33 protein-coding genes are annotated in these 24897 nt (G+C 61.7%); 18 read left to right on the forward strand and 15 right to left on the reverse strand.

Annotation, left to right across the window (positions count from 1 at the left end):
* Positions 1–26: 26 nt before the first annotated feature.
* Positions 27–557 carry a hypothetical protein gene (locus tag IE095_RS16850; RefSeq protein WP_189413216.1) on the reverse strand — a complete coding sequence of 177 codons (531 nt, stop codon included), beginning with the start codon at positions 555–557 and terminating at the stop codon, positions 27–29.
* Between the two features lie 145 nt (positions 558–702).
* On the opposite strand from IE095_RS16850, the gene IE095_RS16855 reads away from it, so the two are divergent.
* On the forward strand, positions 703–1302 hold the full coding sequence (locus IE095_RS16855) for a LolA family protein (RefSeq protein ID WP_189413217.1): 600 nt from the start codon (positions 703–705) through the stop codon (positions 1300–1302).
* 30 nt (positions 1303–1332) lie between these two features.
* Here the strand turns inward: IE095_RS16855 and IE095_RS16860 are convergent, their stop codons facing one another.
* Both IE095_RS16860 and IE095_RS16865 read right to left on the reverse strand, forming a co-directional pair.
* Positions 1333–1917 (reverse strand): transglycosylase SLT domain-containing protein, encoded by a 585-nt coding sequence (locus IE095_RS16860; protein WP_189413218.1) that lies wholly within the window; start codon positions 1915–1917, stop codon positions 1333–1335.
* A 75-nt stretch (positions 1918–1992) separates the two neighbouring features.
* Entirely contained in the window at positions 1993–2874 is an 882-nt protein-coding gene (locus IE095_RS16865; protein WP_189413219.1) for an AEC family transporter, read from the reverse strand.
* Positions 2875–2959: 85 nt separating this feature from the next.
* Here IE095_RS16865 and hspQ point away from each other — a divergent pair, with 85 nt between their 5' ends.
* Positions 2960–3286 (forward strand): heat shock protein HspQ, encoded by a 327-nt coding sequence (gene hspQ / locus IE095_RS16870; RefSeq protein ID WP_189413220.1) that lies wholly within the window; start codon positions 2960–2962, stop codon positions 3284–3286.
* Here the strand turns inward: hspQ and IE095_RS16875 are convergent.
* From IE095_RS16875 to IE095_RS16885, 3 genes are all read right to left on the reverse strand, one after another.
* Positions 3283–4860 (reverse strand): gamma-glutamyltransferase family protein, encoded by a 1578-nt coding sequence (locus IE095_RS16875; protein WP_189413222.1) that lies wholly within the window; start codon positions 4858–4860, stop codon positions 3283–3285. The genes hspQ and IE095_RS16875 overlap by 4 nt on opposite strands.
* Positions 4861–5249: 389 nt before the next feature.
* Complete coding sequence (locus IE095_RS16880; RefSeq protein ID WP_189413223.1) at positions 5250–5717, reverse strand: ATP-binding protein; 468 nt, start codon at positions 5715–5717, stop codon at positions 5250–5252.
* Positions 5718–5721: 4 nt separating this feature from the next.
* Complete coding sequence (locus IE095_RS16885; RefSeq protein ID WP_189413225.1) at positions 5722–6063, reverse strand: STAS domain-containing protein; 342 nt, start codon at positions 6061–6063, stop codon at positions 5722–5724.
* 124 nt (positions 6064–6187) lie between these two features.
* Between IE095_RS16885 and msrC the strand changes: the two genes are divergently transcribed.
* Genes msrC through IE095_RS16900 form a run of 3 tightly spaced genes read left to right on the forward strand, consistent with a single transcriptional unit; the run spans position 6188 to position 8079 of the window.
* On the forward strand, positions 6188–6640 hold the full coding sequence (msrC, locus tag IE095_RS16890) for a free L-methionine (R)-S-oxide reductase MsrC (RefSeq protein ID WP_189413227.1): 453 nt from the start codon (positions 6188–6190) through the stop codon (positions 6638–6640).
* Positions 6640–7401: a GFA family protein gene (locus IE095_RS16895; RefSeq protein ID WP_189413228.1), complete on the forward strand. Its 762-nt coding sequence runs from the start codon at positions 6640–6642 to the stop codon at positions 7399–7401. Before msrC ends, IE095_RS16895 begins: the two co-directional genes overlap by 1 nt.
* 27 nt (positions 7402–7428) lie before the next feature.
* Positions 7429–8079 (forward strand): RluA family pseudouridine synthase, encoded by a 651-nt coding sequence (locus tag IE095_RS16900; RefSeq protein ID WP_189413229.1) that lies wholly within the window; start codon positions 7429–7431, stop codon positions 8077–8079.
* 98 nt (positions 8080–8177) lie between these two features.
* Here IE095_RS16900 and IE095_RS18660 read toward each other — a convergent pair whose 3' ends face one another.
* Together IE095_RS18660 and argH are read right to left on the reverse strand one after the other, a co-directional pair.
* Positions 8178–8309, reverse strand: coding sequence for a hypothetical protein (locus IE095_RS18660; RefSeq protein ID WP_268247732.1), 132 nt, complete (start codon positions 8307–8309; stop codon positions 8178–8180).
* A gap of 32 nt (positions 8310–8341) precedes the next feature.
* Positions 8342–9742, reverse strand: coding sequence for an argininosuccinate lyase (gene argH / locus IE095_RS16905; RefSeq protein WP_189413230.1), 1401 nt, complete (start codon positions 9740–9742; stop codon positions 8342–8344).
* Positions 9743–9771: 29 nt separating this feature from the next.
* On the opposite strand from argH, the gene IE095_RS16910 reads away from it, so the two are divergent.
* The 5 genes from IE095_RS16910 (at position 9772) to IE095_RS16930 (ending at position 14733) form a co-directional block, all read left to right on the forward strand.
* On the forward strand, positions 9772–10326 hold the full coding sequence (locus tag IE095_RS16910; RefSeq protein WP_189413231.1) for a TlpA family protein disulfide reductase: 555 nt from the start codon (positions 9772–9774) through the stop codon (positions 10324–10326).
* Positions 10327–10370: 44 nt separating this feature from the next.
* Positions 10371–11186 (forward strand): TIGR00282 family metallophosphoesterase, encoded by an 816-nt coding sequence (locus tag IE095_RS16915; protein WP_189413232.1) that lies wholly within the window; start codon positions 10371–10373, stop codon positions 11184–11186.
* A complete protein-coding gene (locus IE095_RS16920) occupies positions 11183–12079 on the forward strand; it encodes a DMT family transporter (protein WP_189413233.1) in 897 nt (298 codons plus the stop codon). Before IE095_RS16915 ends, IE095_RS16920 begins: the two co-directional genes overlap by 4 nt.
* Before the next feature lie 55 nt (positions 12080–12134).
* A complete protein-coding gene (locus IE095_RS16925) occupies positions 12135–13910 on the forward strand; it encodes an SLC13 family permease (RefSeq protein ID WP_189413234.1) in 1776 nt (591 codons plus the stop codon).
* Between the two features lie 82 nt (positions 13911–13992).
* A complete protein-coding gene (locus tag IE095_RS16930) occupies positions 13993–14733 on the forward strand; it encodes a YebC/PmpR family DNA-binding transcriptional regulator (protein WP_189413236.1) in 741 nt (246 codons plus the stop codon).
* A gap of 34 nt (positions 14734–14767) precedes the next feature.
* Here the strand turns inward: IE095_RS16930 and IE095_RS16935 are convergent, their stop codons facing one another.
* Both IE095_RS16935 and IE095_RS16940 read right to left on the reverse strand, forming a co-directional pair.
* Positions 14768–15760 carry a calcium-binding protein gene (locus IE095_RS16935; protein WP_189413237.1) on the reverse strand — a complete coding sequence of 331 codons (993 nt, stop codon included), beginning with the start codon at positions 15758–15760 and terminating at the stop codon, positions 14768–14770.
* Between the two features lie 46 nt (positions 15761–15806).
* Positions 15807–16709 (reverse strand): LysR family transcriptional regulator ArgP, encoded by a 903-nt coding sequence (locus tag IE095_RS16940; RefSeq protein ID WP_189413239.1) that lies wholly within the window; start codon positions 16707–16709, stop codon positions 15807–15809.
* Between the two features lie 84 nt (positions 16710–16793).
* Here IE095_RS16940 and IE095_RS16945 point away from each other — a divergent pair, with 84 nt between their 5' ends.
* Entirely contained in the window at positions 16794–17396 is a 603-nt protein-coding gene (locus tag IE095_RS16945; protein ID WP_189413241.1) for a LysE/ArgO family amino acid transporter, read from the forward strand.
* Between the two features lie 6 nt (positions 17397–17402).
* On the opposite strand, the gene IE095_RS16950 is transcribed toward IE095_RS16945, so the two are convergent.
* The 3 genes from IE095_RS16950 to IE095_RS16960 are packed head-to-tail and all read right to left on the reverse strand — an operon-like array spanning position 17403 to position 19167.
* Positions 17403–17897 carry a hypothetical protein gene (locus tag IE095_RS16950; protein WP_189413243.1) on the reverse strand — a complete coding sequence of 165 codons (495 nt, stop codon included), beginning with the start codon at positions 17895–17897 and terminating at the stop codon, positions 17403–17405.
* On the reverse strand, positions 17894–18208 hold the full coding sequence (locus IE095_RS16955) for a DMT family transporter (protein ID WP_189413245.1): 315 nt from the start codon (positions 18206–18208) through the stop codon (positions 17894–17896). Before IE095_RS16955 ends, IE095_RS16950 begins: the two co-directional genes overlap by 4 nt.
* Positions 18208–19167 carry an acetyl-CoA carboxylase carboxyltransferase subunit alpha gene (locus IE095_RS16960; RefSeq protein WP_189413247.1) on the reverse strand — a complete coding sequence of 320 codons (960 nt, stop codon included), beginning with the start codon at positions 19165–19167 and terminating at the stop codon, positions 18208–18210. Before IE095_RS16960 ends, IE095_RS16955 begins: the two co-directional genes overlap by 1 nt.
* A gap of 123 nt (positions 19168–19290) precedes the next feature.
* Between IE095_RS16960 and IE095_RS16965 the strand changes: the two genes are divergently transcribed.
* From IE095_RS16965 to IE095_RS16995, 7 genes are all read left to right on the forward strand, one after another.
* Entirely contained in the window at positions 19291–20142 is an 852-nt protein-coding gene (locus IE095_RS16965; RefSeq protein ID WP_308428911.1) for an AraC family transcriptional regulator, read from the forward strand.
* Between the two features lie 63 nt (positions 20143–20205).
* A complete protein-coding gene (locus tag IE095_RS16970) occupies positions 20206–20835 on the forward strand; it encodes a methyltransferase family protein (protein WP_189413249.1) in 630 nt (209 codons plus the stop codon).
* Positions 20836–20953: 118 nt separating this feature from the next.
* Positions 20954–21916 (forward strand): N-acetyl-D-Glu racemase DgcA, encoded by a 963-nt coding sequence (gene dgcA, locus IE095_RS16975; protein ID WP_189413251.1) that lies wholly within the window; start codon positions 20954–20956, stop codon positions 21914–21916.
* Positions 21917–21923: 7 nt separating this feature from the next.
* Entirely contained in the window at positions 21924–22787 is an 864-nt protein-coding gene (locus IE095_RS16980) for a D-amino-acid transaminase (protein ID WP_189413252.1), read from the forward strand.
* A 40-nt stretch (positions 22788–22827) separates the two neighbouring features.
* On the forward strand, positions 22828–23478 hold the full coding sequence (locus tag IE095_RS16985; protein ID WP_189413255.1) for an AzlC family ABC transporter permease: 651 nt from the start codon (positions 22828–22830) through the stop codon (positions 23476–23478).
* An 8-nt stretch (positions 23479–23486) separates the two neighbouring features.
* Positions 23487–23774, forward strand: a complete 288-nt coding sequence (locus IE095_RS16990) for an AzlD family protein (protein WP_189413257.1) — start codon at positions 23487–23489, stop codon at positions 23772–23774.
* A 202-nt stretch (positions 23775–23976) separates the two neighbouring features.
* Complete coding sequence (locus tag IE095_RS16995) at positions 23977–24156, forward strand: PIN domain-containing protein (protein WP_189413259.1); 180 nt, start codon at positions 23977–23979, stop codon at positions 24154–24156.
* 20 nt (positions 24157–24176) lie between these two features.
* Here IE095_RS16995 and IE095_RS17000 read toward each other — a convergent pair whose 3' ends face one another.
* Together IE095_RS17000 and IE095_RS17005 are read right to left on the reverse strand one after the other, a co-directional pair.
* Positions 24177–24458, reverse strand: coding sequence for a type II toxin-antitoxin system RelE family toxin (locus tag IE095_RS17000; RefSeq protein WP_189413261.1), 282 nt, complete (start codon positions 24456–24458; stop codon positions 24177–24179).
* Entirely contained in the window at positions 24448–24696 is a 249-nt protein-coding gene (locus IE095_RS17005) for a type II toxin-antitoxin system Phd/YefM family antitoxin (RefSeq protein ID WP_189413263.1), read from the reverse strand. The genes IE095_RS17000 and IE095_RS17005 overlap by 11 nt, the downstream gene beginning before the upstream one ends.
* Between the last annotated feature and the right edge of the window lie 201 nt (positions 24697–24897).

Genomic DNA, 24897 nt, shown 5'->3' on the forward strand with positions numbered 1-24897 from the left:
TCGCGGGCGTTTTCATGTTCAGCGCCTTACAGCCCTGCGGCGGCCAGACATTCCTCATCCGCTTTGCTGGCCATCTGGCTGAGAACAACGATGGAATCGCCTTCGGGGATTTCCGCTGTCAGTTGGGCCCGCAGATCATCGGTGATCCCTGCGGTCACTTTGGTCCGCACGCAGGCTTTCACCTCTTCAATCTGCTGGGTCGTCGCGTTCTTGCGTTTCGCCAGATATTCCGTGTTGTTCAGATTGGCCTCGACCATCGAGGCCACGATATCCACCTTGGCATTCGGATCGAAATCGGGATGGCAGCCATAAGGCGGCAGGGAGTTTTGCCCGCCCAAAGCCTCGCGTTCCCGCGCCCGCAGCGTTTCGCAGGCCCAGCGCCGCATCGGCCCCGGCATCATCACGTTCAGGTCGATCCACAATTCCAGATCGTCGCTGCCATAAACCCCGCGCTGCGGATCAATCGGCGTCACGGCGGCAAAGCTGTACCATGTCCAGCCGACATAGCCCGCCACGGCCACCACAATCATCGCAACATAGCCCAAAATCTTTTTCATTCTCTGTCCCTTACACCCAGATACGGGTCAATGGCCCGCCTGGCCCTGTTGGCATGGGCAAGGGCTTGCCGCAACCCCACAGGATCGCGGCCTGTTGATGGCAAAGGGGGTGCAAGGCCGCGCGTGCCGCCCTATATTCCCGATCATGATGCTGAAACCCGCGCTTGCCGCCCCGCTGTTCGCCTTGGTTTTCGCCCTGCCCGCGCAGGCCGAGAAAATTTCGCTGGCCGACATTTCCGCCTATCTGAACGGGCTGACCACGGCCCAGACGGATTTCACCCAAGTGAATGCCGATGGGTCGATCAGCACCGGCGAGATTTACATCCGCCGCCCCGGCCGCGTGCGTTTCGAATATGCCCCGCCGGACGATTCCTTGGTGCTCGCGGGCGGCGGACAGGTCGCGATTTTTGACGGAAGGTCAAACCAACCGCCCGAACAATACCCTTTGAGCAAGACGCCCCTGAGCCTGATCCTGGCCGAGAATGTCGATCTGTCCAAGGCCAATATGGTGGTCGGCCATACCGAGGTGGACAATACCACCCGCGTCAAGGCGCAAGACCCAGCGCATCCGGAATACGGGTCCATCGACATGGTGTTTACCGCCAATCCGGTGGAACTGCGGCAGTGGGTGATCGTGGACGAAGGCGGCAGCGAAACCACCGTCATTCTGGGCGATCTGAAAAAAGGGATGAGCCTGTCGGGCAACCTGTTCAGCATCACGCAGGAAACGAACAAGCGGAATTAAGTGGATGGGCCAATGGCCCATCCTACGCATCTACCGGCAGTTCGACAGTTGCACCGCATAGATCTGCGAACGTTCGCCCACCTTGCGCGCGACTTCGACCAGCCAGGGCTTGCCTTCATAGCTTTTGCGCATATAGCCGGTCCGCCCTTCGTGATAGGCGAGGTATTGGCTTTCGGCATCGGCCCGTGACACGCCGATCCGCTCTTCGGTTTCGTACATATACCAGCCCATGAAATCGGTGGCATCGTCGATCCGGTCGCGGCGGGCGCGCCAGTTACGCTGGTCTTCCTGATATTCTTCCCAAGTCCCGTCCAGCGCCTGACTGTAGCCATAGGCGCTGCTTTGACGGCCCATCGGGATGATCCCCAGCACAAAGCGGTGCGGCGTCCGCGCGTTGCCGATGAATTTCGATTCCTGATAGATCGTGGCCATCTGCACGCTGACAGGCACCCCCCAGCGCCGTTCGGTCGCCAGAAGCGCGTTATAATACTGCGGCCGTTCGCGGATGATGCTGCACGCATCGTCCAACTCTCGCGGCGCGGAATATTTGCTGCTGCCGCCCCCGCAGGACGCCAGAAACATCAACAACACGGCCGCACGGAGAAACCTGCTCATTTGCCCCTCGTGCATTCTTATTTTGTCATAGAATACGGGAAAATCGGGGCCGGGGGAATCCCTGTCGCAAGGGCATCAGATCAGAAATGCGAGAGTGAGCGGCAAAGTGACCACCGACAGCAGGGTCGAGATGATGACCAACCCCGCCACCTGCGGTGCGTCGGCGCCATATTTCTCGGCCAGCATATAGGATGTCACCGCCACGGGTGTTGAAAGTTGCAGGACCAGCACCGCCAAAGCCACCGGCTCCAGCCCGAACCAGACACCCGCCCCCCAAGCCACCGCCACGCAGATTGCCACGCGCAGAAGCGAAACCCAGACCGCGCGGAACACGCCCTGCGGCGGGATGCGGGCGATGGCCACGCCCAGCGTGATCAGCATCAACGGAATGGCCATTTGCCCCACCAGATCCAGTGAGCGGGTGATCCAGACCGGCGTCTGCCAGCCCTGCCACAGGAACAGTGCCCCCAGCAGGGTTGCCCCCACCATCGGTTCCTTGACCGCCCGCATGGGTGAACCACCGCCCGCCACCAGCCAAAGGCCAAAGGTAAAGGACAGCACCGCCATCACCGCAAAGATGACCACCGCATAGCCCAGCCCCGCCTCGCCAAAGGCGAACAGCGCCAAGGGCAGGCCCAGATTGCCGGTGTTGCCAAAAATCAGCGGGGCCAGATAGGTCCGCATATTCAGCCCCAGCACGCGGCAAAGCCCCCAGAACAGCGCCGTCAGCCCGGCATAGCCGACCAGGGCCGCCAGTGACAGAGCCGCCAAAGCCTTGGGGTCGATGGTGGTTTTCATCAGCGCGGTAAAGATCAAGCAGGGCACGCCCAGCGTCATCGAAAGCCGGGTTACAAACTCCAGCCGATACTCATGGCCGGTCTTCACCCAGAGGAAACCGATCAAAGCCAGCACCGCGACGGGGGCGGTGATTTCCAAGACTGTAAGGACAAGCTGCACAGATTGTTTCCCCGATTCGCGCCCGCAGGACGTGGACTTTACGGTCCATTTGGGGATAAAATGAACCGGTGGGGGACGCAATGCGATGCAGATGACGCAGGCGAAATACCATTTGGGTCAGGTGCTGCGCCATCGCAAGCACCCGTTTCGTGGTGTCGTTTTTGATGTGGATGCGCGGTTTTCCAACACCGAAGACTGGTATCAGAAAATCCCCGAAGACAGCCGCCCGCGCCGCGATCAGCCGTTCTATCACCTGCTGGCCGAAAACGACGAAAGCTATTATGTCGCCTATGTGTCGGAACAGAACCTTGTGCCGGATGATACGGGCGAGCCGCTGGATCACCCGGATGTGCATGACATGTTCGGCGATTACAGCGACGGGGTTTACCCGTTGCAAGTGCCGCTGAATTAATAGCCCAGCGCAATCCCGTCCTTGCGCGGGTCGGATGCCCCTTCCAGCACACCATCGGCGCGGATGCGGATGGCCTGTGCCCCGCCCAAGGGGTCTTCGGGCGGGATGACCTGGTGGCCGCGGTCCGCCAAGGCCTGCTTGGTGGCGTCGGAATAGCCGCTCTCCAGCTTCAGCCCCTCGGGCGTGGCAAAGCTGCGTGGCGCGTCGATGGCGCTTTGCAGGTCCATGCCATAGTCGCGCAGGTTGCTGACAAACCGCGCATGGCCGCAGGGCTGATAGCCGCCGCCCATGACGCCGAAGGGCATGTTCACGCCCGCGCCCTCGTCCAGCATCGCCGGGATGATCGTATGCATGGGCCGCTTGCCGCCCGCGAGTTCATTCGGATGGCCGGGGGTCAGGCTGAAACCTGCGCCGCGATTCTGGAACAAAAGCCCGTATTTTTCCGAAGCCAGCCCCGCCCCAAAGCCCCAGAAGACGGAATAGATCAGCGACACGGCCATGCGGTCGCGGTCAACGACAGTGATATAGACGGTGTCCTTGTGGATCGCCTCGGTCAGGGGCGTCACGTCGGGCATGGCGCGGTTGGGGTCGATCAGCGCGGCCAGTTTTGCCGCTGTTTCCGGGGCCAGCATATGCGCCAGCCGCGTGGTATGGTCTGGGTCGGCCAGCAGGCGGTTGCGGGCGTCATAGGCGAGTTTCGTCGCCTCCGCCTCGATATGCGCGCGTTCGGGACCGAAAGGATCCAGCGCCGACAGGTCGAAATGCGACAGTATGTTGAGAAGGAGGATCGCCGTCGCCCCCTGCCCGTTCGGCGCATGCTCCCAAAGGTTTGCGCCCTTGTAGACCCCTTGGATCGGGGCGTTCCAGTCGGCTTTGGTGGCGTCCAGATCGTCCTGCGTGTGCAGGCCGCCCAGGGTGCGCAGGCTGTGAATCAGATCATCCGCCACCGGCCCCTTATAGAACCCGTCCCGCCCCTTGGCGGCAATGGCGCGCAGCACCTCGGCTTGACCGGGGGCGCGGAAGCGTTGGCCGATGGTCAGGGGCTTTTCGTTCACAAGGTAAAGATCACGCGCCCGGCCTTGCAGGGCTGGCGCATCCTCGGCCCAGTCGCGGGCCACGCGGGGGGCGACGGGGACGCCGGTTTCGGCATAGTGGATGGCGGGGGCAAGGGTCTGCGCCATGTCCAGCCGTCCGTGATCCGCCGACAATCGGCAAAAGGCATCGACCGCGCCGGGCATCGTCACGGATTCGATGCCGCGCAACGGAATGCTGGTCAGCCCCTGATCGCGCAAGGTCTGGGCGTTCAACGCCGCAGGGGCGCGGCCGGAACCGTTCAGCGCCAGAACCTGATCTTGCCCCGCCGGTTTCACCAGAACAAAGCAGTCGCCCGCAAGCCCGGTCATTTGTGGTTCGCAAATCCCCAGCAGCACCGCCCCGGCAATGGCGGCATCGGCGGCATTGCCGCCCTGTTGCAATATATCCAGCGCCACCTTGGCTGCCAAAGGATGCGAAGTCGCGCAAATTCCATTGTCAGCATAGACCGCCGAACGGCCCGGAATTTCAAAATTGCGCATGATGTTCCGCCCTTGGCTTTATCGTCTTTGCGGGCAGCATTCCCCCTGCCGATGGCCGATGCAAGGGTCGGAATGGACCAATGCGAAGTCAGCCGCGTAGAAGGGGCTTTAATGTGGAAATGGTCTTCTTATCAGGCGATGTTGCCTCTGCAAATCAAAGGAGTGCCAACAACCTTAAAATGCGGAAACGTTACAGCATTCAACTTACGATTGCACTGTGGGGGTTTAAAGAACCTCGGCATCGCGTCCTGGGTGGGGGTATGGCCACGATGCCGAGGGAAGCCTTTGGAAGCTACCCCGTCACATTCCTAGGTAACTTGGGCAGTCATAGGGGCGAATTCAGGCATTCACGCGACAGATTTTAATTCCCGGAAACAGTCGCGGATTTGTCAATTCAACTGTTTCGGCTCCAGCAAGAACGACAACCGATTGCAGCCCCCAAAGCGGCGATAGCTTAGGTTTTTTGTCAGCTTCCGAATCAGATACCAGCCATAGCCGCCTTCGGCCAAGTCTGTGTGATTCTGTGCTGCGTGCAATTTCCCTTCTGGTATATCATAATTTGGCATTTCCGTTCCATCATCTTCGATGATCACCCGCAAACCGCCGTCTTTCCGCGTCATCATCACGCGGATTTCGCCTGAAAACGGCCCATAGGCATGTTCCACCACATTGTTCAGCGCCTCGGCCAGAACCAGTTCGGCCGAACCCCGCACCTCCGTTGGCAATTCGGTGATCAGCGACTGGCCGGACAGCCAGACCAGCAGATCGCGCACAGCCTCCGCCGTTCCTGGCACCTCTACCCGCAGATCATGCGGCGCGGGAGCCAGATCGGGCACAATCGCATGTCCCTGCATCATGGCCCTACCCCGCCTGCCGCATCTGGCTGGCATCGGGCATCTGCGGATGAATCGTCACGAAACCATCCATCCGCGTCAGCCGGAAGACCTTGTCCACCGTCGGCGTCAGCCCCGCCAGTTCCAGTTTCCGATCGGGGCCCAGCAGTTTCATCACCGCCACCACGGCCCCCAGGCCCGAACTGTCCAGAAACATCACCTGCGACAGATCCAGTAGCACCCGCGCCAGCGGCGTCTGGATCACGTCACGCATCTGTTCCTTGAACTGGATGGCCGAAGCGGCATCAATCCGGTCTTCCAGCACGCGGACCACCAGCACATTTCCCATGGTTTCGCTTTTCAGGTTCATCGGCCATCCTCCTGCCTTGATCACCGCCTCAGCCTAGCCCCCCTTCGTTAGCAATCGGTAAGCAAGCCTCGCCATTTCGCCTTGCGCAAAGATGGGATATAAAGCGCGAAACAAGGAAAGACCGATGGATTATCAGCATCTTGCCAAGCAGATTGACGCCCTGTGCCATGGAGAAAAAGATACAATTGCACTGATGGCAACCGTGGCCTGCGAGGTTCACGCGGCCCATCCTTTGGCCAATTGGACCGGATTCTACCGCGTGACCGGCCCTGAAATGCTGAAGATCGGGCCCTATCAAGGCGGCCACGGCTGCCTTGTCATCCCGTTTTCGCGCGGCGTCTGCGGGGCTGCGGCCCGGACGGGCCAGCCACAGATCGTGCCAGATGTGGAGGCGTTTCCGGGCCATATCGCCTGTTCTTCCAGCACGAAATCCGAACTGGTGCTGCCGGTGTGGAACGGGGCGGGGGTGCTGCTGGGCGTGTTCGATCTGGACAGCGACACGCCCGCCGCCTTTGACGACGCCGACGCCAAGGCGCTGGGGGCCATTCTGGCGGATACTTTCCGCGAGGCGGTTTGATGCGGCACGGCTCCTGCCTTTGCGGTGCGGTCACCTTCACCGTCGAAGGCAAGCCCCGCGATGTGCTGCTGTGTCACTGCACCCAATGCCGCCGCACCAGCGGGCATTTCTGGGCCGCCGCCGGGGCCGACCACGGCACGCTGACCGTGACCAAGGATGAAAGCCTTGTCTGGTTCCAATCCTCGGCCAAGGCGCGGCGGGGGTTTTGTGGGCAATGCGGTTCCAGCCTGTTCTGGGAGGAATTCGGCGGCGACCACATCTCTTTCGCCGCCGGGGCTTTGGATGGGCCGACCGGATTGCAGGTGATCGGCGAATGGCATCTGGCGGATGCGGGGGACTATTACACCCAACCGAAGCCCGCGCCGGACGCTTTGGATTGCGGTTGTCTTTGTGGATCGGTCCAGTTCCAGGTTCCGGGGCCAGCGGGCGATGTGACGGCCTGCCATTGCACGCAATGCCGGAAATATTCGGGGCATTACGCGGCATCCTTTGATGTGGATGAAAGCGCCGTGCAGTGGGTCGCCAAGGGCGCTTTGCGAGAGTTCACCTCCGCTGGGGGCGGGCAGCGGGGCTTTTGCGGTAAATGTGGGTCTGGCCTTTATTTCCGCAAGCCGGGGCAAGAGTTCAATATCGAAGCAGGCTGCGTCAAAGGCCCGAGTGGGGGCCGCCTGACGGCGCATATCTTTGTGGCCGACAAAGGCGATTATTACACTATCAGCGATGGCCTGCCGCAGCACCAAGGCGACCTTCCCCTTGCGTGAGGCCCAAAGCCGGGGCATGGGGGCGGGATGCGTGATTATGTTTACAACCCACCAACCGGCCCCATCCCTATCCTTTATGCGGATGGGCAGGTTCTGGCGGTGAACAAGCCCGAGGGGCTTTTGACCGTTCCCGGCAAGGGTGAGGACAAGCAGGATTGCCTGATCAACCGCCTGCGCGCCGACTTTCCCGGCGTGCGGCTGGTGCATCGGCTGGATACGGATACGTCGGGCGTGGTGGTTTTCGGCTTGACGCATGAGGCGCAGGCCAATCTGGGGCAGCAGTTTGAAAAGCGCAAAACCGACAAGACCTATGTGGCGCGGGTCTGGGGGCGGATGGAACAGGACGAAGGTCGGGTTGACCTGCCGATGATCGTCGATTGGCCGAACAGGCCGCGCCAGCATGTGAACCATGAAACTGGCAAGCCCGCGCAGACCGATTGGCGGGTTCTGGAACGGCTGGAGAATGAAACCCGTGTGGCGCTGATCCCCTTGACGGGGCGCAGCCATCAATTGCGGGTGCATATGGCGGCTTTGGGCCATCCGATCCTTGGGGATGATCTCTATGCGGAAGGCCCCGCGCGGGATTTTCCGCGCATGATGCTGCATGCGGAACGGTTGGTGGTGCATCAGCCGGGGACGGGGCAAAAGCTGGAATTCCACGCCCCTGCCCCGTTTTAGGCCTGAAAATTATCGAACCACGCCGATCAATCGTCCCGCCCGGCGACCACCCGCGTCGCGCGCGGCCCTTATCCCTTCAATCCACCGTAAAGCTAGAACTACAACGTCCCCGAAACACCCATCTGCGCCTCGCCCGAAACCGTCACACCGGGCGTCACCGGTTCGCCATCCGCACCGCATCCAGCCAAAGCCAAGGCCAGCATCAGGGGCCCCATCATCCGTTTCAGCATCACATCCTCCATGTTGATGGCGGGATGCTGCCCTAGGCCAGTGCCGCCTTCCAGCGGGCGATCTGTTCGCGCACGCGAACCGGCGCGGTTCCGCCATAAGAGGTGCGCGAGTTCACGGAATTCTGCACGCCCAAGACGCCAAAGACATCTTGCGTGATCCCAGCATGCACCGACTGCATCTGGGCCAACGTCAGATCCGGCAGATCACAGCCCTGCTTTTCGGCGATGGCGACCAATGTGCCCGTCACATGATGCGCCTCACGGAAGGGCAGGCCAAGGGCGCGCACCAGCCAATCGGCCAGATCGGTCGCCGTTGAAAAACCGGAACCGGCGGCCTGTGCCAGAACCTCGCGGTTGGCGTTCATGTCGCTCACCATGCCCGTCATCGCGGCCAAGGCCAGCATCAGCGTATCGGCCGCGTCAAAGACCTGTTCCTTGTCCTCTTGCATGTCCTTGGAATAGGTCAGGGCCAGACCCTTCATCACCGTGAACAGGGCCACATTCGCCCCCAGAATCCGCCCCAGCTTGGCCCGCAGCAATTCGGCGGCATCGGGGTTTTTCTTCTGCGGCATGATGCTGGAACCGGTTGTCCAACGGTCGGACAGCCGCACAAAGCGGAACTGGGCGGAGGACCAGATCACCAGCTCTTCGGCAAAGCGCGACAGGTGCATGGCGCAGATGCTGGCGGCCCCCAAGAATTCCAAAGCAAAGTCGCGGTCGGAAACACTGTCCAGCGAATTGGCCGTTGGCCGGTCAAAGCCCAGGGCACTGGCGGTCATGTGCCGGTCAATGGGAAAAGAGGTCCCCGCCAAGGCCGCAGCGCCCAAGGGGCATTCATTCATCCGCGCGCGCGCGTCGATGAAACGGCCCCGGTCGCGGGCCAGCATTTCGACATAGGCCAGCATGTGATGGCCCCAGGTGACCGGCTGGGCGGTTTGCAGATGGGTAAAGCCCGGCATCACCCAATCGGCCCCTGCCTCGGCTTGCGCCACAAAGGCCCCCATCAGCGCGGTCAGGCCGGAAATCGCGGCATCGCATTGATCGCGGACCCAAAGCCGGAAATCGACAGCCACCTGATCATTGCGGCTGCGGGCGGTGTGCAGCCGCTTGCCGGCATCGCCCACGATCTGGGTCAGGCGGCTTTCGACGTTCAGGTGGATGTCCTCTAACGCGGTCTGAAACTGGAACTGACCGCTTTCGATTTCTGACAAGACCGTGAGCAGGCCTTCCCGGATCACCTCGGCATCCTTATCAGTCAGGATACCCGTCGCGGCCAGCATCGCCGCATGGGCGCGCGACCCGGCGATGTCCTGGGCGTAAAGCCGCTTGTCGAACCCGATCGAGGCGTTGATCGCCGTCATGATCGCGTCCGGACCTTCGGCGAAACGCCCGCCCCACATCGTGTTGGCTGATTTGGCTTCGGTCGCGGTCATGATGCTGATGGTCCTGATCTGGGGGTTAGATGTCGATCCTTCGTCCCGCCGTCCTTTATACGGCCCTGCTGTTTGGTGCAAACCCAGCCGCCGCCGATATTGCCGCCGCCGATGCCGCCCGCGCGGGGGATATGCAAAAGCTGAACTTTGCCGAGGCGATGGACCTGCCCAAGGCCGAACTGCTGGATCTGGAGGATGGGGTTCACAGCCTTGACGAATACAAAGGCCGCTGGGTTCTGGTGAATTTCTGGGCCACCTGGTGCGCCCCCTGCCGCACCGAAATGCCGGGGCTGGACCGTCTACAAGGCAGGATGGAGGGCGAAGATTTCACCGTTCTGACCGTGGCATCAGGCCGCAATCCGGTGCCCGCGATCGAGAAATTCTTTGGCGAGGCCGGGGTCGAAAACCTGCCCGTGCTGCGCGACCCTAAGATGGAACTTTCACGCGCCATGGGCATCATGGGCCTGCCGGTGACGGTGATCCTGAACCCGGAGGGGCAAGAGGTCGCTCGCCTTACCGGAGACGCCACTTGGGACGGACCCGAGGCCGATGCGGTGCTGAGGGCGCTGTTAGAGCGCGACTAAGCAGGGGCTTGCAGGGCCGCTGGCCCCGTCCTATTCCGGTAGGCATGAAAATCTTGTTTCTGGGCGATGTCATGGGCCGGGCGGGCCGCGCCGCGCTGGTGGAAAAGCTGCCCAAGCTGCGTGCGGATTGGGGCCTCGATTTTGTCGTGGTCAATGCGGAAAATGCGTCGCAGGGCGCTGGGTTAACTGGCGAGCATGCCAAGGTTCTGTTGCAGGCGGGGGCGGATTGCCTGACGCTGGGCGACCATGCCTTTGACCAAAAGGACATGTTGTCCTTTATCGAAAGTGAAAACCGCATCATCCGGCCGCTGAATTTTGCCAAAGGCGCACCGGGCCGGGGGGCGCGGCTGTTCGAGTCGCGGGGTGGGCGCAAGGTTCTGGTGGTGCAGGCCTTGGGTCAGGTTTTCATGAAACGGCCCTTTGACGATCCGTTCAGCGCGGTGGAGGCGGTTTTGAAATCGCACCCCTTGGGCGGATTGGCACAAGCCATCCTTGTCGATTTCCATGCCGAGGCGACCAGCGAGAAGATGGCGATGGGCCATTGGTGCGATGGGCGGGCAAGTGTGGTCGTGGGCACGCATACCCATGTGCCAACGGGCGACGCGATGATCCTGAAAGGCGGCACGGCCTATCAGTCCGATGCCGGGATGTGTGGCGATTACGACAGCGTGATCGGTATGGACAAACTGGAGCCTTTGCGGCGCTTCATCACCGGAATGCCCAAGGCTCGCTTTGAACCGGCCGAGGGCGAGGCAACCCTGTCGGGCGTCTATGTTGAAACCGACGACCGGACGGGCCGGGCCACGCGGGTTTGCATGGTGCGGCAGGGTGGGCGGCTGGAACAGTCTGGGCCATCATGAACCAAAGATGGTTCTATCTGCTGGTTCTGGTCCTGATGGGGCTAGGCTGGGGATCGACGCAGACGCTGGGCAAGATCGCGGTTTCGACTGGCCACCGGCATTTCGGGCTGATCTTTTGGCAGTTGGTCATTGCCGTGCTGATTTTGGGGGTGTTGCTGCTGGTGCGTCGCAAAGCCGTGCCGCTGAACGCCGCAAGCCTGCGCTTTGCAACAATCATCGCGGTGATCGGCACGATCATCCCCAATTCCACCTTTTACATCGCGGTGGGCCATCTCCCCGCTGGGATCATGTCGATCCTGATCTCGACCGTGCCGCTGCTGGCCTTTCCCATCGCCTTGGCCTTGGGCACCGACCGTTTCGGCGCGGCGCGACTGGCGGGGCTGCTTTGCGGCCTGCTGGGTGTTGTCCTCATCGCCGTGCCGGAAGGGGCCTTGCCCGGCGCGGGGATGGTCGTCTGGCTGCCGGTCGCCATGATTGGTCCGCTGTTCTATGCGATGGAAAGCAACTATGTCGCCCGGTTTGGCACCGCAGGCATGGATGCGATGCAGGCGATGTTCCTGGCATCCTTGGTGGGGATGGCGCTGGTTTTGCCCTTGGTGCTGACCTCGGGCCAATGGATCGACCCGTTCCGCCTCTTTGGTCCGCCGGAATGGGCGCTGATCGCCAGTTCATCCATCCATGCCTTTGCATATACCGCCTATGTCTGGCTGGCGGCGCGGGCGGGGGCGGTCTTTGCCTCGCAGACCTCTTACATCGTCACGGGCAGCGGCGTGATCTGGGCGATGGTGCTGTTGGGAGAAGGCTTTTCGCCTTGGGTCTGGGCCGCTTTGGCGGTGATGCTGGCAGGGCTGACCTTGGTCCAGCCGCGCCATTCCCCTGCATCGGTGGTTTGACAGCGGGCCAGAACGCGCTATGCAGGCCCCAACGGGGACAAGAGAAGATTATTCCATGTTTGGACTGGAACTGCCTGTCGAAATGCAGGCCTATGCGGCCTTGGCCATTCTGGCCGTCATGTTTGTTCTGTTCATCCGTGAATCCTATCCTGTCGAAGTGACGGCCATCGGCGGCGCAGCCGTGATGCTGATCACCGGGCTTTTGCCGCTGAAAGATGCCACCGGCATGTTGTCGAACGCCGCCCCCTGGACCATCGCCATGATGTTTCTGGTGATGGGCGGGCTGGTGCGCACCGGCGCCGTCGAAATGATCATCACCACCGCCGAAAGGCATGTTGGCAATCGGCCCAAGACCACCATTCTGGTGCTGTTCGGCTTTGTCGCCGTCGCCTCGGGCTTTATGAACAACACGCCTTTGGTCGCCGTGATGATCCCCGTCGTCATCCAGATCGCGGTCAAGATTGGCGCAGCCCCGTCCAAACTGCTGATTCCACTGTCCTATATGACTGTCTTGGGCGGCATGATCACGCTGATCGGCACCTCGACCAACCTGCTGGTTGATGGTGTCGCCAAGGATCAAGGCTTGGCCCATTTCGGCCTGTTCGAGATTGCGCCCCTGGGCATCGCGGTGACCTTGGCCGGTGGGCTGTATCTGATGGCCTTTGGCGACCGGCTGTTGCCGGTGCGTCAGTCGATGGGCGTGCTTTTGTCCGACCGGCGCAAGATGAAATATTTCACCGAAGTCGCCATTCCCGAAGGCAGCCCCTTGATCGGGCAAGCCCCCCTTGCCGTCGAACTGTTCAAGCGTGACGGCGTTCGCGTTGTGGACGTGCTGCGCGGCGATGCGTCCTTGCGGCGCGATATGGAGCCCGTGCGCCTGCAAGCAGGCGACCGCGTGGTTCTGCGCACCGAAATGACCGAACTTCTGGGGCTGAAGAACAACAAGGACGTGCATCTGGCCGACAAGTTGTCGTCGGTGAAAACCGAAACGGTCGAGGTGCTGATTTCCCCCGGTTGCCGGATGGAGGGGCGTTCCTTGGGCGAACTCCGACTGCGCCGCCGCTATGGTGTCTATGTGCTGGCCGCGCATCGCCGCAACCAGAACATCGGGCGGCAATTGGATGATCTGGTGGTGCGGGTGGGGGATACCCTGCTTTTGGAAGGCGCGATCGAGGACATCCAGCGTCTGGCCGCCGATATGGATCTGGTCGACATCAGCCGTCCGGTGATCAAACCCTTCCGCCGCAGCAAGGCCCCCATCGCCATTGCCGTTCTGGCCGCCATCGTCGGCCTTTCGGCCTTTGATTTTCCGATCCTGCCCTTGGCCGTCATTGGCGTCGCCATCATGCTGATCACCCATTGTGTCGATTCGGACGAGGCGTTCAGCTTTGTCGATGGCCGTCTGTTGGCGATGATCTTTGCCATGCTGGCCGTAGGCGAAGGGCTGGACCATTCCGGCGCCGTCGAAATGATCGTCACCGCCGTCAGCCCCTATATGGCCGGTCTTTCGCCCTTCCTTTTGATCCTTGCGGTCTATTTCCTAGGGCTAGTGCTGACGGAGTTCCTGTCGAACAATGCGGTGGCGGTGATTTATACCCCTATCGCCATCGAACTGGCGCAGTCGCTGGGGCTGGACCCACGGCCCTTTGTCGTGGCCGTCATGTTCTCGGCGACCTTGGCCTTTGCCACCCCTGTCGGCTATCAGACCAACATGATGGTTTACGGTCCCGGCGGCTATAAATTCTCGGACTACATGCGCGTTGGCATTCCTTTGAACATCATCACCATGCTGGTGGCCTCGGCCCTGATCCCGATCATCTGGCCGCTGTAACGCTTGCTGTAAGGGTTGCGGGCCCTTGGGGCGCCCGTGTATAGGCAGCGCATCATCCGCAGGACAACCGGAGTTAGGGTTCATGGCTGGCCATTCCAAATGGGCGAACATCCAGCATCGTAAGGGCAAGCAGGACAAGCTGCGCTCCAAGATGTTTTCGAAACTGGCGAAGGAAATCACCGTCGCCGCGAAAATGGGCGACCCTGATCCCGACAAGAACCCCCGTCTGCGTCTGGCCGTCAAGGCCGCCAAATCGGTTTCCATGCCCAAGGACGTCATCGACCGGGCTATCAAGAAATCCCAAGGCGGCGATGCGGCGGATTACACCGAAATCCGTTATGAGGGCTACGGCCCCAACGGGATTGCGATCATCGTCGAGGCGATGACCGACAACCTGAACCGCACGGCCAGCAACGTCCGCAGCTATTTTTCCAAGAACGGCGGCAATCTGGGCCAGACCGGCAGCGTCAGCCACGGCTTTGACCGGGTCGGCGAGATCACCTATCCGGCGACGGCGGGCGATGCGGATTCGGTGATGATGGCCGCGCTGGATGCCGGGGCCGATGACGTCGAATCGGACGAAGAGGGCCACTGGATCTATTGCAGCGTCGATGCCCTGTCGGATGTCTCGGACGCCCTGGAAAAAGCCTTGGGCGAATCGACCGAGGCGAAACTGATCTGGAAACCGCAAACCCGGACCGAGGTTGATCTGGAAACCGCGCAGAAACTGATGCGGCTGATCGACACGCTGGAAGAAGACGACGACGTGCAGGACGTGACCCACAACTTCGACATCCCCGAGGATGTGGCGGCGCAGTTGTAAGATCGAAAGCCCCGGTTGGACCGGGGCTTTTTCATTAGGCGATGAAATCCCAGCCCGAAAAGAAATCGACCTTTCTGGCGGTGATACCAAGCCCTTCCGGGTCAAACTGGAAATCGGCAGCGGAAATGTTGGCACGTTTTTCGTTTTCTAGCACAATCGACTGATTGCCCCAGCGAATGCGAACATCGTTGCCGACCTGGCTGATGGTCAGCTGGCCGAATTTCAATCCAGCGACAGACAGAACGACCTTGTCACTGCCGTCCTGAAAATCGCTGATCACATCGCGGCCGTCACCAGCCCGAAACAGGAAGCGATCCGCACCAGAACCACCTGTCAGCGTGTCAGTGCCCCTTCCGCCCGTCAGCCAGTCATTCCCCGATTGGCCCAGCAACCGGTCAGCCCCCGCCCCCCCTAAAACCAGATCCCCCGCCGTACCGCCCGTCAACCGATCCGCCCCACTGCCGCCGTCCAGCAGATCAAAGCCATCCGCGCCATTCAGGCTGTCATTGCCCTCACCGCCCTGCACCAGATCGCGCCCACCTTGTGCGTTGATCGCGTCGGAATGCGCGGTCAGGCGGATCAGGTCATTTCCAGCGAACATTTGGGCGTAAAAAATGCCGTCATCGGCCCGGCTGGTGGTGAGCAGTGCGCTGGTAAAGGTCGAGGCGGCCGCTTGCATGCCATAGGCATAAAAACTTGCACCGCCCCACAAATCGGTCACGGAAAGATTGTTGATCACCCCAGCAGTGATTTCGCCGTTCAGGGGCATTTCCAGACCGTCACCGTAGACTCGCAGTGATCCGGCCCGTCCAAAATTAAAGCGAAAGCCCGAGTCGAACATGATCAATGGTTGATCCAGTTGCGTGGTCTGCCCGTCCAGCATGAGATTGATGCTGGCAGCGGGCGACTCGGTTTGGCTGTCGGTCACAAAGGCTGTCGGATTGCCAGAGGCGGCGGAATATTGGTAGAGATCATTGCCACGCATGGTCCAAGCATGGGTGGCACCTGTTGCGTTAAAATGCGTCATGGCGGCTCTCATCATTTGTTCAAATGCCAAGAGATTACGCCGTTCATCAACTTTTGTCAGCTATTGTTCCTATGGCGACCAAGCCCACCTTTGCCGCCCTTTTCAGCGCCCCCGTCAGCGGCTCCAACCCCTTATTCGCCAGCCTTGGAAACTGCCAGAACAGCGGCGTGTCGAGCGGGCTGTCCGGTACCAGTTCGACCAGCGCGCCGCTTTCCAGATGCGGGCGGGCCAAAACTTCGGGGTTCATCCCCCAGCCCAATCCTGCCCGTGCGGCGTCGATAAAAGCGTGGGTCGAGGGCAGGCGATGCGCCGGGGGATGCAGGCCCGCGCCGCCTTGCGCCGCCAGCCAGCGCGATTGCAGGCGGTCCTTGGCGTCGTATTCCAGCATCGGGGCCAGTTGCAGCGCCTGCGGCGTTAGGCCACCCGCAAACCAGCGGGCCACAAAGCCGGGGCTGGCGGTGGCGCGATAGCGCAGCGCGCCCAGTGCCAGACTGTCGCAGCCCTGCGGCGGTTTCGGGTTCGCCGTCACCGCCGCAATCACCTCACCGCGCCGCAGCCAATCCTGCGACACGTCCTGATCGTCAATCACCAGATCAAAGAGCATCCCTTCGCAGGCCGCCAAGGCAGGCACGATCCAAGTCGCCAGACTGTCGGCATTCAAGGCGATCCGTAGCCGTGGGCGCGGCCCTTCGGGCAGGCCCGGCAGATCGCCCGTCAACTGGCTTTCCATCAGGGAAATCTGGTCGAAATGCGCAATCAGCCGCAGGCCGGGGGGCGTAGCGCGACAGGGTTGGCCCCGGATGATCAAAAGGCTTCCCACCTGATCCTCCAACCCTTTCAGCCGCTGCGAAATGGCCGATGGCGTGACACGCAGATCGCTGGCCGCCAGTTCAAAACTGCCGCGCCGGTGAATGGCGGCCAAGGCGGCCAGTTGATGGGGGTCCAGCATTAGTTTTCCTAATCCATCCACACAAGGTTTAATTTGATTGTTCAGGGCACTTCCTGCAAGTCAAACCGAAAGACGGAGATGATGATGTTGGGATCCTTCGGGGCAGGCTATGCGACGGGGCTTTCGCTGATTGCGGCCATCGGGGCGCAGAACGCCTTTGTTTTGCGGCAGGGGCTGCGGCGCGAACATGTCGGCGCGGTGGTGGCGACCTGTGCCCTGTCGGACGCCCTGCTGATCTTTGCGGGTGTCACGGGCATGGGCGCGGTGGAAAACGCCTTGCCGGGCGCCTCGACCGTGATGCGGTGGCTGGGGGTAGCGTTTCTGCTGGTTTATGGGGGTTTGCGGTTTCGGGCGGCGCTGAAGGGAGGCGAGGCCTTGCGCCCAGCCGAAGGGCAAAAGGCCAGCCTGCAACGCGTGCTGGCCACCTGCCTGCTGCTGACCTGGGCCAATCCGCATGTCTATCTGGATACGTTGGTGCTGATCGGCGCGCTGAGTGCGGCGCAGGGCGCGGGGGCGATGGCCTTTGGCTGGGGCGCGATGCTGGCGTCCTTTACCTTTTTTGCCGCTTTGGGTTATGGCGCGCGGCTTTTGGCCCCGGTCTTTGCCCGCGAACAGGCCTGGGTCTGGCTGGAAATCGGCGTGGGTCTGACCATGTGGCTGATTGCAGCGTCACTGGCCCTAGGTTGACCGCAGTTAAGACAGCGGACAGTCCGCGACCTGCACATTCAAGCCAAAGCCCTGCCCCGGCACAAAGGTTTTGCCCGACATGTTGATGAACAGGGTGCTGACCTCGGTTTGGATATCCGCGTCGGTCATCGCCATCGTCGTGAATTCACGGTCGATGCCGACCTTCTCGAACAGAGCGCAGTCGGTTTCGAAATGCAGGACATAGCCGTTGAATGCGGCAGTCAACAGTTCGCCTTGAACCCCCGGCAGGAATTCGACCTCGATCCGCTGCGGGCTGATGTCCACCGCCACCGGCACGACATCGACCCCGTTTTGCGCCCCTTCGCGGTCCAGCCCAAATTCGACGCCTTGACCCACCTGCACGGTCCGGCCTTGGCCGACAAAAATGGGCCGTGCCGGATCGTCGTAGACCAAAACGCTGAAATTGACCAAGCGCCCCTCAAGCGTGCCGTCTGCCATCGCAGGGCTGGCCAGCAGCAGCAGAAAAAGCGCCCGGATCATGCCAGTTTTAGGGCGATGATGCCGCCCAAGATCAGCAGAATGCCAAGCACGCGCAGCGCATTCACCGGCTCGTGGAACAGAAAGACCGCCGTGATGGCGGTGCCTATGGCCCCGATACCGACCCAGACGGCATAGGCGGTGCCGACTGGCAGGCTTTGCATCGCCCGCGCCAGCAACCAGAAACTGGCCAAAGCCCCGACAATGGTCAGAACGCTGGCCAAGGGTTTTGTAAAGCCCTCGGAATATTTCAGCCCGATGGCCCAGCCGGTTTCCATCAGCCCCGCCAGAACCAGCAACGTCCAGGGGTTCATCAGGCCGCCAGCCCCTTGGAACCCATTTCCAGAAACTTGGTCCGCCGTTCCTTGATCAGCGTGTCGCGCTTTTTGCCCTTCAGCTCTTTCAGCATCGCTTCCAGCGCCTTGCCCACCGCGTCAATTGTTTCCTTGCGCCCCCGTTGTGCGCCGCCGACGGGTTCCTTGATGATCCGATCAATCACGCCCAGCTTTTGCAGGTCGTGCGCCGTCAGACGCAAAGCCTCGGCGGCTTCACGCATCTTTTCCGCGTCTTTCCACAGGATCGAGGCGCAGCCTTCCGGGGAAATCACCGAATAAACCGAATGTTCCAGCATCGCCACGCGGTTCCCCGCCGCAATCGCCACAGCGCCGCCCGAGCCCCCTTCGCCCAGAACGATGCAGACCATCGGCACGCCCAGCGACAGGCATTTTTCGGTGGACCGGGCAATCGCCTCGGCCTGACCGCGTTCTTCGGCGCCTTTGCCGGGATAGGCGCCGGACGTGTCAATCAGCGACACCACTGGCAGACCAAAACGGTCGGCCAGATCCATCAGGCGAATGGCCTTGCGATAGCCTTCGGGCCGCGCCATGCCGAAATTGCGCTCAATCCGCGTCTTGGTGTCATGGCCCCGTTCATGGCCGATCACCACCACGGGCTGGTCGTTGAAACGCGCCAGCCCCCCCATGATCGCCAGATCTTCGGCAAAGGCGCGGTCGCCCGCCAAGGGCGTGAATTCGGTGAACAGGGTTTCGATGTAATCCTTGCAATGCGGCCGGTCCGGGTGGCGGGCCACCTGACATTTCCGCCAAGGCGTCAGATCCTTGTAAAGATCCCGCAGCAGCGTTTCCGCTTTGCGGTCCAGGGCTTCCGCCTCTTTGGCCACGTCCATCTCTTTGTTGGCTCGTGCCATCGCACGCAGCTCTTCCGCCTTGCCTTCAATCTCGGCCAGCGGTTTTTCGAATTCGAGATAGTTCATGAACAGGCTCCGTTTCGCATCGCCCCTATATGGCGGCAACCGCCCCGCGATGCAACTTCGCAAGATTTGTGTCGGGGGATGGGGGCACAAGGCGCTATGCCAAGGATGGCAGAGGAGTGGTTGATGGAACGTTACGAACAGCGCATCCTGCGGGTGGTAGACTATATCCACAACCATCCCTCGGGCGATCTGTCGCTGGATGCGCTGGCCGATGTGGCGGCCCTGTCGCGGTTTCACTTTCACCGCGTCTTTCATGCGGTAACGGGCGAGACGACAGCCCAGACCGTGCGGCGACTGCGGATGAACAAGGCATCCTATGCCTTGGCCATGACCTCGACGCCTCTGCCGCGCGTCGCGCGGGATGTGGGCTATGACAATGTCGCCAGCTTTACCCGCGCCTTCCGCGAATCCTTTGGCATGTCCCCCGCCGCCTTTCGCCAGCGTGGCGAATGGCGGCCCTTTTATCGGAACCCGCCCAAGGAGATGACCATGACCCAACCCGTCGACATCCGCCAAGAACCCGCCCGCCGTCTGGCCTGTATCGCCCATCGCGGTGCCTATCACGACATCGGCCAAGCCTTTGAGAAACTTTACACCCTGATGGTCACCCGCCAGTTGGGCAGCCATGCGGGGCAAATGATCGGCGTCTATTACGATGACCCGAGCGCTGTCCCCTTGGCCGATCTGCGCTCGCACGCGGGTTTTGTGCTGCCCGATGACATTCCCATTGCGGCGCCCTTGGAGGAGGTGATCCTTCCCGCAGGACGGCAGGCAGTTCTGACCCATGTCGGTCCCTATGCGGGGCTCCCTGCGGCCTATGATCAGTTGTTCGCGCTTTGGCTGCCGAAATCGGCTGAAGAACCGGGGCACAGCCCGACGTTCGAAGTCTATCTGAACAGCCCGATGGAGGTGTCTCAGGAAGATCTGCGCACGGAAATCCACCTACCCCTGCTGGATCTGCAACCAAAGGACTAGGCCGCATGGATTGACCACATGGCGGGGCGGGCCTAGCGCCTAGAAAAACGAAAGGCCCGCCCCATGACCGCAAACCTGACCGCCAAAACCGTGAAACCCTTCAATCAGCGCATCCGCATCTGGGGCCTGCGCCTGTTCTTTCTGGCCGCTGTGCCGCTGATCCTGTTCACCCGCTCGGCCTGGGGTGAATCCGACTGGCAGTTCGGGGTGATGGAGGTGTCGGGCGTTTTCCTGATCATCGCCGGTGTTCTGGGGCGGTTCTGGGCGATTCTGTACATTGGCGCGCTGAAGAACCGGGGTGTGATGCAGGAAGGCCCCTATTCCATCTGCCGCCATCCGCTTTACCTGTTCTCGACCATCGGCGTCTTTGGCTTTGGTTTCATGCTGGGCAGCCTGACCTTGGCGGCAGGGCTGGGGCTTTCGGTCCTTATGATCCTGCAAGCCACCGCCAGCCGCGAAGAACGCTTTCTGCGGTCAGAGTTTGGGGCCGAATATCAGGCCTATGCCGCAAGGGTGCCACGCATTCTTCCGAAACCATCCCTGTTCACAACGGGCCCGGTCATCGAGGTGTCGGTCGCAGCCCTGCGGGTGAATTTCGCCGATGCTTTGGTGTTTCTGGCATTTATCCCCTTGGCAGAGATGATGGAAGCGGTGCACGAAAAAGGCTGGCTGCCGTCGGTGGTGCTGTATTGAGACCAGAAACCGGGCCTCGGGGGCATCGAGCCCCCTTGGCCCGGCGGGGGCTATCCGCCCCCACGGTCCCTGCGGTCCCTCCCCCGCCGGTATTTTTGGCAAGATGAAAGGCGCGGGCATGATCCGGGTCGATGCAGAACGGTTCCGGCTGGGGCAGGCCTTTACAATCAGCCGGGGATCAAAGACCGAGGCCGTGGTGCTGCGCGTGACCGTTGAACGCGACGGGTTTCGGGGCTATGGCGAATGCGTGCCCTATGCGCGCTATGGCGAAAGCGTGGCGGGGGTGATGGCCGATATCGCCGGCCTGGGCGAATGGATCGGGCGGGCGGAACTGCAAGCGGCGATGGGGCCGGGGGCGGGGCGGAATGCGGTGGATTGCGCGCTGTGGGACTGGGCGGCGAAACGGGCGGGGCGGCGGGTGTGGGAGCTGGCGGGGCTGGAAGCGCCGGGGGCGGTGATGACGGCCTATACGCTGTCGCTGGATGCGCCCGAGGCGATGGAGGCGGCGGCGCGGGCGAATGCGGGGCGGCCGCTGTTGAAGATCAAGCTGGGCACGCCGGAAGATATGGGGCGACTGGAGGCGGTGCGGCGGGGTGCACCGAAGGCGCGGCTGGTGGTGGATGCAAACGAGGGATGGACGGCCGAGATTTATGCCGATCTTGCGCCGCATCTGCTGCGTCTGGGGGTGGAACTGGTGGAACAGCCCTTGCCCGTGGGGGCGGATGAGGTCTTGGCGCATATGGCGCGGCCCCTGCCCGTCTGTGCCGATGAAAGCTGCCATGACAGGGCGTCGCTGGTGGGGCTGAAGGGCCGCTATGACATGGTGAACATCAAGCTGGACAAGGCCGGCGGGCTGACCGAGGCCTTGGCCCTGCGGGACGCGGCCTTGTCCCAAGGCTTTGGCGTGATGGTGGGCTGTATGGTGGGCACATCCCTGGCGATGGCCCCCGCCGTGCTTTTGGCCCAAGGGGCGGCGCTGACAGACCTTGACGGGCCGTTGCTGTTGGCAGAAGACCGGGCCAACCCTCTGCGCTATGACAGTCAAGGGGTCCACCCGCCGGAAGCCGCACTTTGGGGATAGTTTGAACATGAGCCGCATCGTCTATGTGAACGGGGAATATCTGCCCGAAGCCGAAGCCAAGATTTCGGTCTTTGACCGGGGTTTTCTGATGGCCGATGCGGTCTATGAGGTGACTTCGGTTCTGGAAGGCAAGCTGATCGACTTTGACGGCCATGCCAAGCGGCTGGAGCGGTCGATGTCGGAACTCGACATGGTCGCGCCGATCAGCAACGCGGACCTTTTGGCGATGCACCGGGAACTGGTGCGGCTGAACGGGATTGATCAGGGGATGATCTATTTGCAGGTCACGCGGGGCAATCCCGGTGATCGTTCCTTTGTGTTTCCAGACCCGGAAACCACCAAGGGCACCGTTGTCGCCTTCACCCAGAACATCCCCAATCTGGCTGATGCCCCCGCCGCAAAGACCGGGTTCAAGGTCATTTCCATCCCCGATGTCCGCTGGGGGCGGCGGGACATCAAGACGACGCAGCTTTTGTACCCCTCCATGGGCAAGATGATGGCCAAGAAGGCGAGGGTCGATGACAGTTGGTTTGTCGAGGACGGGATGGTCACCGAGGGCACCTCGAACAACGCCTATTTCGTCAAGGGCAACAAGATCGTGACCCGTCATCTGGGCAGCGAGATCCTGCATGGGATCACCCGCGCCAGCGTGCTTCGTTTCGCGGCGGAGGCGCAGTTTGAGATTGAAGAGCGGGCCTTTACGGTGGCCGAGGCGCAGGCGGCGGATGAGTGTTTCTCGACCGCGGCCAGCATCTTTGTGATGCCGGTGGTCGAGATCGACGGGGTCAAGGTGGGCGACGGCACGCCGGGGCCGGTGGCCAAGCGGCTGCGGGAATTGTATCTGGACGAGATGCGGAAGGCGGCTGTCTGATATTATGGTTCCCTTTGGGCGGGCCGGATTTCAAAGGGGCATGCGCGATGCCTTGGGTCTTGGTCTTGGCATCTTCATCTATGGTGTGGGTTTCGGGCTGGTCGCGGCGCAGGCCGCGATCGGCTGGGGCTGGGCCTTGGGGATCAGTGGGGCGGTTTATTCGGGGTCGGCGCAGCTGGCCTCGGTCAACTTGATCCAGACCGGGCATGTCACCCTTTCCACGCTGGCCGCCACCATTCTGGTGATCAATGCCCGCTACGTCCTGTTTGGGGCCGCGCTTCAGCCTTGGCTGGGGCCTGCGGGGATGGGGCGGGCGGTGGGGTCGCTGTTGCTGCTGGGCGACGGCAACTGGATCCTGACGATGAAGGCGATTGCCGAGGGGGAGCAGGACCGCGCCTATCTGTTGGGCACCGGGGTTCCCATGTTTGCCGGCTGGATGGGGGGCACGCTGGTTGGGGCGGTTGCGGGGGGGATCCTGCCCGATCCGCATGCCTTGGGCGTGGATCTGATGCTGCCCGCCTTTGCTGCCGCGATGATGACGGCCATGGCCAAGACAAGGGCCGCTTTCCTGCCCATCGGGGTGGGGGCCGGGGCGGCGATTTTGTTGGGGCCTTGGGTTGGCAATGGTTGGGCAGTCATCGCGGCCGGGTTGGCCGGGGGCTTGGCCGCTGCTTTGCGGGTGAAAACGTGATGCCGTCGATGCCTGTCCTTTTGCTGGTCATGGCCGGGGCCGCCTTTGCCTGCCGGATCGCGGGGTTCGTCGCCATGCGTTTCCTGCCGCCCTCGGCCCGGTTGGAGGCCGCTTTGCGGGCCACCCCGCTGGCTGTCATGGCCGGGATCACGGCCCTGGCCTTGCAGGCGGGGGGGCTGGTCGAGGCGCTGGCCCTGGGCAGTGCCGTGGTTCTGACCCTGCTGATCCGCAACGATATTTTCGCGGCAATTCTGGCGATTGGGGTTGCTGCCGGATTGCGGGCCTTGGGGTTTTGACGCGGGATTTCACGCGTGAAACTAGATTCATCTCTTTGATTTAAATATAATATTCATTATTTTGAATGTGAACTGACTGGCTTAGGCCGACACCATTCTGTTGGAATTTGGGGCCAAAATCGTTCCTCGCCGTTGTCGTGTGTGGGAAACTGTTCGTCCCCCGTCCACCCGCGCGCTGCGGGCCTTTGGAGGGCTTCCAACCGTGCTGATCGAGGATGCCGCCTTGGTGGCCGAGGCCTTGGACCGGGTGGCAGCCGGGATGGATTTTGCCGATGCGCTGCATCTGGGGTGGTCGGGGAGATGTGATGGCTTTGCGAGTTTTGATCAGAGATTCATCAAGGCGGCATCAGCGGCGGGTGTTGTTGGTGTTGCCGAGGTTTGATGGGATTTGGCGGCGTCGGTCTAACGGTCTTTCGCCCGCGCATAGACCGCGCCGCGCGCCCTTTTCCCTACGGCGATCACGACCACCACCAATTCGCTATCCCGCACCTCATAGACCAGTCGATAGCCTGCTGAGGCCAGTTTGATCTTGTATCGGTTGGTCGCCCCATGCAGTCGCGCGGCGGGCACATGGGGATTTTCCAGGCGTTCCGCCAGTTTCTTTTTGAATTGTGCCTGAACCGTTGCGCCCAGTTTGCGCCATTCGGCCAAAGCCGCCTCTTTGAAGGACAGGCTATAGGTCATCCAGATGCACCGGAACCTCGGGCATATCCGCGCGGGCACTGGCCAGCGCGTTCAATTCCGCATCCTCTAACCGTTCCAACATCGCCTCATAGGTGGCGGCGGGCACGCAATAGAACACGGGGGCATTGCGGTTCAGGATGGCCACGGCGGCCCCTTCGCCCGCGCGAACGGTTCCGGTCGGATCGCGTTTCAGGTCGGTGACGCTGGCGGTGAAAGTGGCGTGGATGGCTTGGGTCATGATCTGTCCCCTTGGATGGGGCTTTAGATAGCACGTTTTGAGGTGCTTTTAAAGGTGCGATTGATTCTGTATTTGACGGAACGTGGCGTAGATCGGGGTTTGCCCCGACGTTTTGGCGGGTGTGCTTGGGAGGGTCGGGACGGGCCCCGACCTTGTGTGTTTGTTTTGTGTTAAGGTTTGCCCCTGCGCTGCGGTCCAACG

This window comes from Neogemmobacter tilapiae (genome assembly GCF_014652215.1).
GTDB classification, from domain to species: Bacteria; Pseudomonadota; Alphaproteobacteria; order Rhodobacterales; family Rhodobacteraceae; genus Neogemmobacter; species Neogemmobacter tilapiae.